Origin of the sequence: Mycobacterium sp. OAE908 (assembly GCF_017872775.1) — a bacterium.
Classification (GTDB): Bacteria; Actinomycetota; Actinomycetes; order Mycobacteriales; family Mycobacteriaceae; genus Mycobacterium.
The window spans coordinates 36,408-48,190 of sequence record NZ_JAGGJL010000003.1 but is presented as its reverse complement, the minus strand read 5'-3'; the positions used below and the strand labels follow the sequence as shown (position 1 = coordinate 48,190).

The 11,783-nt window shown below is 65.3% G+C and carries 12 protein-coding genes; 8 read left to right on the top strand and 4 right to left on the bottom strand.

The genetic code is table 11. The features are described from left to right. The first annotated feature begins 124 nt into the window (after positions 1 to 124). Positions 125 to 532: a hypothetical protein gene (locus J3E61_RS32685; RefSeq protein WP_210086820.1), complete on the top strand. Its 408-nt coding sequence runs from the start codon at positions 125 to 127 to the stop codon at positions 530 to 532. 102 nt (positions 533 to 634) lie between these two features. Here J3E61_RS32685 and J3E61_RS32680 read toward each other — a convergent pair whose 3' ends face one another. Continuing rightward, positions 635 to 2,284, bottom strand: coding sequence for a chromosome partitioning protein (locus J3E61_RS32680; protein WP_210086819.1), 1,650 nt, complete (start codon positions 2,282 to 2,284; stop codon positions 635 to 637). Positions 2,285 to 2,601: 317 nt separating this feature from the next. On the opposite strand from J3E61_RS32680, the gene J3E61_RS32675 reads away from it, so the two are divergent. The 3 genes from J3E61_RS32675 (at position 2,602) to J3E61_RS32665 (ending at position 4,326) form a co-directional block, all read left to right on the top strand. Beyond that, the gene (locus J3E61_RS32675) at positions 2,602 to 2,787 is read left to right on the top strand and encodes a DUF1508 domain-containing protein (protein WP_210086818.1); all 186 of its coding nucleotides are present in this window, start codon (positions 2,602 to 2,604) and stop codon (positions 2,785 to 2,787) included. Positions 2,788 to 3,347: 560 nt separating this feature from the next. Beyond that, complete coding sequence (locus J3E61_RS32670; protein WP_210086817.1) at positions 3,348 to 3,875, top strand: hypothetical protein; 528 nt, start codon at positions 3,348 to 3,350, stop codon at positions 3,873 to 3,875. A 127-nt stretch (positions 3,876 to 4,002) separates the two neighbouring features. Further along, positions 4,003 to 4,326 (top strand): WXG100 family type VII secretion target, encoded by a 324-nt coding sequence (locus tag J3E61_RS32665; RefSeq protein ID WP_210086816.1) that lies wholly within the window; start codon positions 4,003 to 4,005, stop codon positions 4,324 to 4,326. Here the strand turns inward: J3E61_RS32665 and J3E61_RS32660 are convergent, their stop codons facing one another. Continuing rightward, entirely contained in the window at positions 4,327 to 5,103 is a 777-nt protein-coding gene (locus J3E61_RS32660; RefSeq protein WP_210086815.1) for a phosphoribosyltransferase, read from the bottom strand. It lies immediately after the preceding gene. 608 nt (positions 5,104 to 5,711) lie between these two features. On the opposite strand from J3E61_RS32660, the gene J3E61_RS32655 reads away from it, so the two are divergent. Both J3E61_RS32655 and J3E61_RS32650 read left to right on the top strand, forming a co-directional pair. Then, positions 5,712 to 6,929: a helix-turn-helix domain-containing protein gene (locus J3E61_RS32655; protein ID WP_210086814.1), complete on the top strand. Its 1,218-nt coding sequence runs from the start codon at positions 5,712 to 5,714 to the stop codon at positions 6,927 to 6,929. Beyond that, positions 6,926 to 7,597 carry a WhiB family transcriptional regulator gene (locus J3E61_RS32650; protein WP_210086813.1) on the top strand — a complete coding sequence of 224 codons (672 nt, stop codon included), beginning with the start codon at positions 6,926 to 6,928 and terminating at the stop codon, positions 7,595 to 7,597. The genes J3E61_RS32655 and J3E61_RS32650 overlap by 4 nt, the downstream gene beginning before the upstream one ends. Positions 7,598 to 7,627: 30 nt before the next feature. On the opposite strand, the gene J3E61_RS32645 is transcribed toward J3E61_RS32650, so the two are convergent. Both J3E61_RS32645 and J3E61_RS32640 read right to left on the bottom strand, forming a co-directional pair. Beyond that, positions 7,628 to 8,026 (bottom strand): hypothetical protein, encoded by a 399-nt coding sequence (locus J3E61_RS32645; protein ID WP_210086812.1) that lies wholly within the window; start codon positions 8,024 to 8,026, stop codon positions 7,628 to 7,630. Then, a complete protein-coding gene (locus tag J3E61_RS32640; RefSeq protein WP_210086811.1) occupies positions 7,989 to 8,783 on the bottom strand; it encodes a ParA family protein in 795 nt (264 codons plus the stop codon). The genes J3E61_RS32645 and J3E61_RS32640 overlap by 38 nt, the downstream gene beginning before the upstream one ends. A 760-nt stretch (positions 8,784 to 9,543) precedes the next feature. On the opposite strand from J3E61_RS32640, the gene J3E61_RS32635 reads away from it, so the two are divergent. Together J3E61_RS32635 and J3E61_RS32630 are read left to right on the top strand one after the other, a co-directional pair. Beyond that, complete coding sequence (locus J3E61_RS32635; RefSeq protein ID WP_210086991.1) at positions 9,544 to 10,077, top strand: GrpB family protein; 534 nt, start codon at positions 9,544 to 9,546, stop codon at positions 10,075 to 10,077. After that, on the top strand, positions 9,968 to 11,665 hold the full coding sequence (locus J3E61_RS32630) for a carboxylesterase family protein (protein WP_210086810.1): 1,698 nt from the start codon (positions 9,968 to 9,970) through the stop codon (positions 11,663 to 11,665). Before J3E61_RS32635 ends, J3E61_RS32630 begins: the two co-directional genes overlap by 110 nt. The last annotated feature ends 118 nt before the right edge of the window (positions 11,666 to 11,783 follow it).

Below are 11,783 nucleotides of genomic sequence, written 5' to 3'. Positions count from 1 at the left end.
TCAGCAGACTGTCGATGCCTATCACCGTCTAAAGTACGTTCGCCGGTACTTTCGATCGATGGGTCTGCGTGCGCCGGCGCCCCAACCGCTAAGTAGCAAGCAGCTGACGGCTCTACGAGACGGGATGACCGACGTCATCCAGGTCGAGTTGACACTCGAGGACATCTACCGTGGGTTAGACGCACGCCCTGTCTTCGATCGGACCGAAGATATCCGCCACGAGCTCGATCGGCTGCTCAAATACGTCAGCGGTTTGGTCAAGGAATGGGAAAAGAGTGGCGCAGCGCTGTGTAAGAACAGCCAGGCAGTCCACGTCGACAATCTGCCACGGCTGCAAGCGTTCCTGGCGCCAGCCCCAGTCAGCTTCACAGCCGGGGCCGCTGATCCTATGGGCTGGATCGAGTGGATTGTGCGCGACGAATTATCGAGTACGCGTCACACCCGTCGCAGCCGTGCAGAGGCCAAGAAACAGGGCCCGGCGGCCGAATTTGACGCCGAACGCGACGACAACCAGTCGCCCGCCAACGGTTGAGGGCGCCCTTCAGAGCTCGGGTTCTGGCCTACCGCAGCCGAACCAGAAGTCGGCGTGCTTCCCGGCCGGCGTTGATCGGATCCGTGCAGACCCTAGTCGCTGCTACTGCTCCCACCGGTGTCCGCGCGGCGCATCGGTGGTGCTCGGGAAGTGCTCGGCGATTGTCGCTGCGATCTCGAGGATGCGCCGGCGGGTGACGCGATCGACCTCATTGTCGATGTCGATCACACCGCCGGGGCGCAGATGCCGGTCGAACGGCAGCTGGATCACCGCCTGGCCGTGCTTGCTGAAGTAGTCCGCCAGTTCGTTCCGGGCTTTGGCGTCGGCGTGGCCGTCGGAATCGTTGAGCACGACCACGGTGCGGTGCAGCAAGCCGGTGTAGCCGCGTTCGGCCAGCCAATCCATCGTCTGTCCAGCGGCCGCCGCGCCGTCCACCCACGTTGAGGACACGATGATCAATGCGTCGAGGTCAGCCAAGACCGCTTGCATCACAGGCGAATCCATCGTCGTCCCGCAGTCGATGATGGAGATCGTGAAGTGACTGTCCAGCCGCGCGGTGGCTTCCCGGTAGGTTGCGGAATCCAACACCCGGCGCCGCGCTGTCGCGGTTTCACCGGCCAGCACGAACAGGCCGGCGCTGTTGTTGCCCACCCGAGTTCGCATGTCGGCGAAGGTGTTTAGTTGCCGGTCGCCGATCAGCTCCCAATAGGAACCGGATGTGCGGGGATCGATACGGGTGGCGAGCTTGCCGAACGCGGTGTCGGCGTCGACGGCGACCACCCGGTCGTCCTGGCGGAGTCGGGCGAACAGCGACCCGACGCAGGCGGCGATGGTGGTCTTGCCGGTGCCGCCCTTGCCCAGCACCCCAATCTTGTAGCGGCCCCGCAACACCGCGCGAACCTTGGCCTCCAGCTCGGCCTCGCGTCGCTCGTCGGGTGACTGGCCCAGGTTGATCAGCCCGAAAGTGATCCTGAGCACCACTCGCCGCCAGCCACGCGAGGGCGGCACCTTACGGGTAGGAACCAGTTCGCTGCTGCGGATCTGGTCGACGTAGGACCAATTGACTGCACCCCCACCGGTGGGCGCGGTGGCGCGCTGTTCGGGTCGGTGACCCGGCCCGATTGGCTGAGGATTGGGCGCAGCCCACTGAGCGGGGCCCGGGCGTCGCCCCGGATCGGTGTCATCCCAACGGCTTCCGGGACGGATTGCTTGTGCGGGCTGGGGGGCCGTCGAACCCTCAGCAGGCCTCGGCATCGATGTGCGGCTGAATTCGCGCGGCGAATACTCGTCCGCCGCCCCGGTCCACTCATCGCCCAGCGGATCGTGGTCCTCGCCAACAGTCGCGGGGCTGGGCGCAGGACCCCAGCGCTCCCGACCTGGCTCGTCGGACGGCCCCCCGTACCTTGCGGGTCCGGAGCGTTGCGCATCATCGGCGCGTTGTTCGTTGGTCGGCGCGGATGCGGGCTCTACTTCAGGCCGGCCGTCATCTGAGGTTGTCGACGCGTCGATGCCGTAGTAGCCGGCGGGCCCGCGGGGAGCGATGGAGGCAGGCCGCGTGGCGGCCGAATCTTCCTCATCCGCCGAACCAGTCCGTGACTGCAGCCGCTCCCACCGAGGCGCGGCGTTCGGCTGCGGTACATCAGGTCGTGCCGGTGTCTGCGGCGGGATGGGCCGGCTAGGCGGCGGAGGCTCAGTGTGTGCGTTGTTGTCCGGTGCAGCCGACACGTCGGTACTGCTTTCGGAGTCGCTCACTTGCTCATCCTATCGACCATCAACACGGCGCCGCGGGGCCGAGATCTGCGGTCACGGGGCTCGGGTCACCCGGGTTCGACACCCGCCTGCATCGGGTCGCCCAAGCGCTCAACTGTCCGAAACGCGCCGACATCGTTGCTGTGTCGTCGATAGCGCGCAGATAGCCATGCGTGTCGACTTACGACCCGGCGCACGCGATTTCCCCACCCGCGGATGATCGACCGGAGATCCCCTGCCGCGCGCCAACATCACCCGTGTTTTCCCATCGCGAGAGTTGTTAGCGTAATTGGTGCCAACCGATGCGAGAAGGAGGCCAGATGGCAGCGAAGTTCGAGCTGTTCAACGACAAGGCCGGCAAGTACAGGTTTCGGCTGAAGGCCGCCAACGGCGAAGTCATTGCCGTGGGTGAAGCCTACGAATCAAAGGCCTCGGCCAAGAACGGTGTTGAGTCGGTGAAGAAGAATGCCGCCTCTGCCGAGGTCGTCGATCTGACAGAGACGTAAGCACCGTTCTCGCAGGGACCTGATGCTGTTCGCGCCGTACACGGCGAACTACGTGCTGGGGTTGTGCGTCGGGGGGCTAGGTCCGCAGTGGCTCGTCGGTGGCTCGGACAACCACACAGCCGGCATCCGGAATTCGGAGCTGGGTGACCGGTACTCCATGCGAGATGTGTTGATCGCCAACAAATCATGCGTGTTGCGTCCTGTGTCGTGATTTATAGCCAGGGGCGGGTGGTCGCTGCCCGTCTCGCATCACGTGCACACTTTCCACGATGCTGACTGCCCGGGTGACTCAGCGACGCAGCAACGTCAAGCTCTCCGTATTGGGCTGTCCGGGTGACCAGCAGCGCACCAAAGTCTGCAGCGCCCAAAAAATGTGTACAGGTGACCCTCCCCGGCGACTTTATGGTCGTCATCGACCAGTAAGTACCGACGATGGACGGGACAAACGTGTCACAGGATATCAACAGCCTGCATCCAGGCAGAGCATCGAATGTCGTTTTCGGACAACCGATTACCGCGGCGCCGGAGGCGTTACCGCGCGGTGCTCAGGCGGGGCGCCGATGAACGTCAAGCTTCGACTCAGCGACGTCGACCGGTGGGATCCCGAAGCGCTACGCCAGGTCGCTCACGCGTCCCGCCTTCGCGCCGAGGCCGCCGAATCCGCCGCGCAGGGCCTCGCCAACCTCTCCGTGTTCGGACCTGCCGACGGACCACCCGCAGCATCAGCACAGGCGATCGCCGAGACACGCGATCGGTTGACCGCACTTGCCGCAGAGGCACGCGATGTCGGTGCCGCCGCCGACATCGCCGCCGGAGGCGTCGAAGACCTCAAGGACCGCCTTGCGGCATTGCGTCAGCGAGCATCCAGCCAGCAGCTGCGCATCGACGAGGACAGCGACGGCGTGGTACTCGAACCGGCCTCTCCGGGTGACGGGCCGGAAGCCGCGCCGACCGTGGCCGCGCTGCAGGCAGAACACGACGCCATTGTCGCCGAGGCTAATCGGATCGACCAGACCCTGGCCGCTGCGATCGAGGCCGCGGATCACAGCCGAACGCGAATAGCGCCGCGCGCAGCTGAGGCCGTGTAGCGCGCGACTGATCGCCGCCCCACCGTCGGGACGGGAAATTGCCGTCCGGGGCCGACGCTTGGCGCCGGTATTCTGATCTTCTGCAATTTGCCGGCGCGAAGTTGCGCCCCAAGTGCTGGAGGAAGCGATGGCTGATCGGATCCGCGTCAGGCCCGAGGACCTGCTGATCTCAGGTGCACAAGTCAAGAGCCAAGCCGACGACGTGGAAGCGGGCCACGCTGCATCCGACGCCAATATCTACGCCGCCCAGGCAGGCATGGTCGGATCGTCGGCAGCGGCCATGGAAGCCAAGCTGGCGCAATGGCAAAGCACAACGGTCGCACTGACGAACAAACTGACCGAACATGCCCAGGCGCTGACCGCGGGCGCCGACGAATTCACCGAGAGCGACCGACACAACGCGGCGATCATCGCCGATGTCGGCAGACAGGCCACCCAAGCCGGCATGTGATCACCGGACTGACACCGCACCGACGCCGGTGAGATCGCAACGATGTCCGGTGACCAGGCACAGCAGGGCATCGTAATTCGCATGGAGTTGTTCGCGAATGAACCGCACGCACAACGGATGCCGCGCGTCTAGCCACCGCGCGATGACGACCACACTGACCGCAGAAGCCCCAGCTCGGCGCAGAGCCAGCGACGCGGACTGGGCGTTGGATCCGGTTGTCCAGACGTCGTCGATCACCATCACGTGCTGGCCGACCACGGTGCCGTCGACGATGAATTTGTCGGCGTCTACCACGCGGTCACACCGCGCATCGAGTGACGGCCTCAACACCACGTCGCCCAGCAGATCCAACGAATGTGCGATGGACACCATCGGGTGGGTCCCCATGCGGCTGGTCAGCGAGGGCACCACGACCCGCGTCACGACCGGCTGACCGACCGCGGCGGTAATGCACGGCTGATGGCGTGAGATCGCCAACCGGAGAAGTTCACCGATGATGCGCGCGCAGCGTTCACGCTCAGCACGCTTGGGGTGGTTCTTGTAATTGCGCAGCAGCTCTGCTGAGCCGGGGCCGTCCATGGCATAGATCAGCGGCGCCACGAGATCCGCGACCCCAGGTGTGCGCCGGTGTTGTCGACATCGCCAGCAGAACCGATAGCCGCCGACCGGCGTGGTGCAGACCGCGCAGGTACGAGCCGGTTGTCGTATGACATTGCGGAAAACCTCGAGGGCGACGGCGGTCGGGCAAGTCGCAGATGTAGGAGTCGGTGCGCGCATGACCGGAAGCTATGACTGCAAGCCGACGAGAATGCGACTCGATGGACCGGTTGTTAACAACCACTGGGCTATCCACAGGCTGTGGATAGCGACAATGAAAAGCGCCCCCGCCCGACATCCTTACACGTCTTTGCCGCGCTGCGACAGCAGAATAGAAGCCCGGTGCCGACGCCCGCATACCGCCGCGAACCGTACGAATTTCTGCACCGGGCACCTGCCCGGCGGGCAGAGAATTAGATGATGGCAGTCAGTCAAGCCGGCTCGCGAGAACCAGCCGGCACCATAACGGCCGTGACTGATGTGACTATTGGTGCGGCGTGTCATCACCGAATGCGCCCCGACCTGCGGCATGCTGCCATGTAGCGCGGATATCCGCGTCGAACGGACACAAGTACCAACGCGGATATCCGCGTCGACCAGGCGCCAGATAGGAGTCCTCGACACCAGCCGGCTCGGCTGAAAACCCACACCGCACAACTTCATACGCACACGCGATAGCCCCATCTACGACGAAACCCCCGGTCCTGCGGACCGAGGGTCGTCGGGTTCGAGTTGCCGCTCGAACCGTCGTGCTTTCGCGCTCTCCCCATCGCTGGAAGGGAATCGTCATGAAAGACGCATTCCACGGTAGCGCACGCCCATCTGGCGGTCTAGTTATCGCGCACCGTGGTCACGGATCGACCATCACTCGCCCATATCAGGGCTCGAGCCAACGGATGCGGCGCCGCGGTACCGCCCACACCGCACCGGTCTGGATACGCCGCGCGGGCGCGCATTGTTTCGACCGACTGCCCCGCATCGTGCTAGAAGTCGACGCGGCCTGGGGCGCCATTCCCTGCTGGAGCGGTCGGGCACGACGCTGGGCGCACGAGGTCGTCCCTGCGGCCTACCGCGAGCGCTACGACAGCCATGTGCGCCCCGCGATGCCGAACAATCCGGTGAGCTTGAAATCGCTTGTGGCGGTGGCCGAAGCGCGTGCCTCGTTCGCCGAACACCGCACCGGGCGTAACTGCCGCGCCACCAATGAGCGGCTTGCGGCCATGACTGGACTGTCGGTGCGCACCGTGCAGCGCGCCTCGACGGCGCTGCGGCTGCTGGGGGTGGCGACCGAGGTGATGCGCGGCAGGCAGCGCACCCGCGCAGAGCGGTTCGCCAGCTGGCGGGTTGGGGATAAAGGCCGGGGCTGGGCTTCGGTATGGGCACTGCACGACAGCCGGATTCAACCGCTGTCACCCCATCCCGAAGGGTCGTATTTCCCTAAAAAAACCTCACCTAAATCAGTTCTCACTACACGCACCCGGCGGCAAGCCGCCGGTAGCAGCGCCGCTGCGCGGCGCACTCGCCCCGACAACCAAGGGCTGGCGCTGGCAAACAAATGGGTGTGCGATGAGCAAAGTCCCCCCTGGGCCAGGCGCTACCGCACCGGCACGCCGTGGGCGTGGGTGCTCACCGGACCGGCGCAACACGGGTGGACCCCACGCGACATCAACCAGCTGATCACCGACTGGATCGGCACCGGGCACTGGTTGCCGGAGAACCCCCACAGACCGATCGGGTTGCTCGGCGCGATCCTCGCCGCGCACGGCAATCTGCAGGAACGGCCAGCGGCGCTGGACGAGGAGCGCGAGGCCGCTGAACTGGCCAAGGCGCGGTCCCGCGTGGCCGAGCAACTGGCCGAGCGCGAAACCGCCCGCGCCGCACGGGATGCGGGGCGCGCCGCGCTGTCAGGTCCCGGGCGTGAGGCCGCACGGCGAGCGCTCGACGAGATTCTCGAACGCGCCAAGCAGCGCCGCCACGGTCAGCCCGACTCCGACGGTGCGCGATGACGCGCGCCACTCCCCCGCCGCCGCCGAATGTGCTTCCGTGCCAAGGTGATCCTGAGCGGTGGTTCGAGCCTCGCCGTCACGCCGATGCGCTCGCCGGCTGCCTGTCATGCCCGGCCCGGCGGTGGTGTGCCCGAGAGGCGCTCGAATGCCGCGCATCCTGGGGACTTTGGGCCGGCGTATGGATCGATGGACGCCACGACGACGCGGTTCCTCACCTGCGGGCGATCGCCACCGGCATGCTGCAACAGGCGGCCCCGGTTGCCGCGGCGCCCGAGCAGCGGCCACGCGCAGCCGACCGCATACCTGCCCCGCTGCATCGACCCGCAGCCCCACTGATACCCGCGTCGGCGCGGACTGCGGTGCTCGCGCGCAGCAGCGGACACTGTGAAATCCTCGCCGAGGACTGCCGACTGTCGTTCGACCGCATAATGACCCGGCGTGCGGTGAGGTCCGAATCGCCCGCTCCCCCAGACCTGTTCGCGGCGTGTCACCGCTGCGCGGAGCTCGTCGCCGCATTGGATCCGAACCTGTCCGCCCGGTTCGGTTACCTTGTCGACGGGCATCGCGACCCCGGGCAGGTGCCGTTCTACTGGCGCCAGAGCCGGTGGGTGCTGCTGGATCGCGACGGTTGGCTGACCGAGCTGCTCGATCAGGCTCAGAGTGCGTGAAATCTTTACCGCGGTAAAGATTCCGGGCGGCTACGACGTCGCGTCGTGCAGCAGCGCGCGGCGGGCCAAGGCCTCTTCCACGAGGTCCGACGCGAAATCCTGTGCAGTCAAAAGGACGTCGTCACGCTTGGCCGCCAGCCACGCATCGCGAAGTCGCGACGCAGCGGCTGGCCGCAGCCGCAGAGTGCGTGGCGCCTTCGAGGAGGCCGCCTCGGCTGGTAGCGGCTGCGGGGTGCTGTACAGCGGACTTACCGAGGCCTGCGGCTGTTCCGTCACTGTGACGACCGGGGTGTCAACGATCTCCTCCCCCGGTTCGGGGCTCTCCTCGTTCCGACGTGTCTGCGCCCCCGCGGTGGAGAGCATGCTGAGAACCGCTGTGGCGGTGTCCTTCTTAGGCATGATGTTTCCCTCGATTCCGTCGGCCCTCATCGACGAGGGACATGACCTCCACAGTGAAGTTGGCATACGCCTCCGCTAAATCAGGGTCGGCGTCCTCGTCGCCGAGCACGACCTGATCGCTGACCATCCGTTCTGCCGCAGTACGTTTCGGGATCATGGTGTTGAACATCGGCAGGCGGTCACCCTGCAACGCCTTGAGCGTTTCGCGGCTCACCAACGTTCGCGACTCGTACTTCGTCAACAGCACACCGAGGAATGTCGCCGAAAGTACTTGGTGCTGACGCAATGTGGCCGACCACTCGAGGAACATGTTCACCCCTCTCCTGCCCCACTTGCTGGCGTCGGTCGGCACGATCAACCAGTCCGCGGCGTTGAGTGCGGTGATCACCAACTGCCCGAGGTTCGGTGACAGGTCGAGGACGATCGCGTCGTAGTCCTGATAGATCGGCTGCAACGTCATCGCGAGCTGTTCCTCGCGGCGATGCATGGTGACGAGTTCCTGGTCGAGCTTGGCGACCGCGAGTGTGGAGGGGACCAAGTCGAGATTGTTCAGCCGCGTCGGGCGGATCACCTTGCTGACCGGCGTTCCTTCCCGGATGAGGTCGTAGATGTCGAACTCCACGTCGTCTTCGGGATCGAACATGGTCGTCGAGTTGCCCTGCGGGTCGCAGTCCACGAGAAGGGTGCGCCAATTGCCCCGCGCCAGGCCGGCGGCGAGGTTCACCGCGGTGAAGGACTTGCCCACCCCACCTTTGTGATTGGCGATCGCGATTACTTCCGCTTTCACAGCAGTCACTCCTTTAACTTGAGTTACACGAATTAGACCAGGGTGATTCGGTGTTGGAGCGACGCCATCACGGCGTGTTGGGGTGATGTGATCGCCTTGTGATGTGATCGCCGGGCGATCCGGTGAGGCCGTGATGGCGCCACCGGGCGATCGCATCACCGGATGATCGGATCAGTCGGCGACCCAATCACCCAGCGACGAGATGACTTGGTGACCCGGTCGCCGAGTCATCGAGCGATCGGATGATCCGATCACGTCGCGACTCGATCACGCGGTCACCTGGTGACGAGATGATGCGGTGATGGGATCACAGCGTGACCGCATGACCGCGTGATCAAATCGCGCGGTGATGAGGTGATCCCATAACGCAGTGGCGTTGTGATCGTGTGTTGGGATCACCGAGTGGCGGCGTGACGCAATCACGCTGTGCCGCAATGATTGTGCGACTCGGTGAGGCGATGACCGAATCACGCTGTCACACAGCTACCGTGCGACGGGATGACGGGATCACGCAGTGACCGTGTGATCCTGCGACGACCTGGCCGATCGCTGCGGCGCCGGCTCGGTTGCGTCATTGCACGATCATCGATGAATTTTCACAGTGTCACGGTGACGAAATCGGGCGGTACCGTCGGAGCCTTCGGATCCCGAGTAATAGAACGATGCAAAGCCGTTTCGAGCGCTGCGATGGGGGAGCGCACCCGGCGGACGTGACTGCTGCCGGTCCGACATGCCGACGTACGCTGAACCGGTGGTCGACATGCCGGTCACCGTCATCGAATACGACCCTCATTGCCCCAGCCAATTCGCCGAGCAGCGGGACCAGCTGACGCACCTTCTTAAACCCTGGCTCGGCGCACCGGCCGAGCAAGTCGGATCGACGTCGGTGCCCGGGCTAGCCGCCAAGCCAGTCATCGACATCCTCGCTCCAGTCACCGCGCTGGCCGAGGCACGCGCGGCGGTGTCGGTTCTGGAGAACGACCGATGGCTCAACTGGCCGACGGACCCGAACGGACGTTGGCGGCTATGGTTCCTCCGGCCCCGTCCCGAAGCGCGAACTCAACATCCTTATCTGGTCCAGCGCGACGATCCCCATGTCGCTGAACTGCGGGTGCTTCGAGACGCACTGCGTGCATACCGTGGCCTACGCGATCAATACGGGGCGCTGAAACGACGTTTGGCCAATGCATTTCGTGACGACCGCGAGGCCTACACCCGAGCCAAGACCCATTTCATCGACCGCACATTGCGAGCAGGCGGCGTCGATCCGTCACCACGACCAGAGCTGCAATGAAAGCGTGCCGAGCCGCGACAGCAGGGGTTGGGAAGCCGTGAGGCAAGCCGACGTGGACGTCCGAACCGCGGCCGGCGTCGTGCGCGGCCGGTGGGAGAGCGGCGTTGCAGTGTTCCGCGGGATCCCCTACGCTGAGCCGCCATTCGGCCTACGACGATTCGCGGCGCCTATGCCAGTAATGCCCTGGGACGGCGTACGCGAGACCATCAACTTCGGCCCACCGGTTCCCCAGGCCGGCCACAGCGGCGCGGTGATGTCTTCGGTGTCGGGCACCGCGGCAGACGGCTCGGAGGACTGCCTGACGCTTAACGTCTGGTCACCCGCCGTGGGAGCCGCGGGGCTGCCCGTGATGGTGTGGATCCACGGCGGCAGATATCTGCACGGCAGTTCTGCCAACCCGCACCACGACGGCACAATGCTCGCCGCCCGCGGCGTGGTTGTCGTGAGCATGAACTACCGCGTTGGCGCTGAAGGCTTCGCACATATCCACGGAGCGCCGGACAATCGCGGCATCCTCGACCAGGTCGCCGCCTTGCGGTGGGTCCAAGACAACATCGCTGCGTTCGGGGGAGAGCCGAACACGGTCACCGTCTTCGGCCAATCCGCGGGCGCCGGTTCCGTCGCTGCCCTACTCACAATGCCGATGGCAACTGGACTGTTCCGGCGCGCAATAGCCCAAAGCGTCCCCGGAACGTTCTTCTCGCCCGACCTGGCGTCCACGGTATCCGAGGCGATCGCCGCAGAACTTGGGGCACGACCGGCCGCGCACGAGCTCGCGCGTTTCTCACCGCGTGCGCTGATCGAGGCCACCGAGTCGGTGATCCAAAAGATGCCCGAATTCGTCGAGGCGTGGGGGCCGATGGCGCTGACACCCACACCGTTCTCGCCCATCGTGGACGGGGAAATCATCGTGGAGGCGCCCTGGCGCGCGCTCGCGACCGGCGCCGCACGTGACATCGAGCTACTCGTGGGCCACACCCGCGACGAGTACTCGCTATTCATTCCCTATCGCGGAGCAGAGGTGCCAGAGGAGCAAGTGTCTGCCAGGCTCGACCAACTTGCGCCGGCCATCCGCCGCGACGCTTACCGCACCGAATACCCCGACGCGAACGCGAGCCAGCGGTATGAACTTCTCAACTCCGACTGGCTGTTTCGAATGCCGACGCTGCATCTGGCCGACGCCCAGCACAGCGGCGGTGGCCACGCGTGGATGTACGAGTTGTGCTGGAGTTTCAACCGGGACGAGGGCGCCTCGCACAGTTTGGATCTGCTGCTCGTGTTCGGAACGCTCAGCGCCGACGACGTGCGCAACCACGCGTCCACCCTGCCGAACGCCGCAGAGGAGCTGTGGAGAGTTTCGGACCGGATGCGCAGTGACTGGGTGCGTTTTGCGACTTCCGGCGACCCCGGATGGCGGCGCTATCGCCCGGACACCCGGACCACCCGGATCTACGACTCCGAATCGCATATCGGGCCCTACCCGGAGGAGGGCTCGCGCCGGATCTGGTGCGAGCACGACTTCGACGTCCTCGACCTACCAGAACACTCCCCACGGCAAGAATCCGCTGACAAGGAGCCCTCCGCTTGACGCCCTCTGCCCTGGAATCTGGCCAACGGCACCCCGCCCAGCCGGCACGCAGGCGACGTGAATTCTGTTTGCCACTTTACCGCGGTAAAGATTTGACGGCGCGAATCCACAGGTCGCG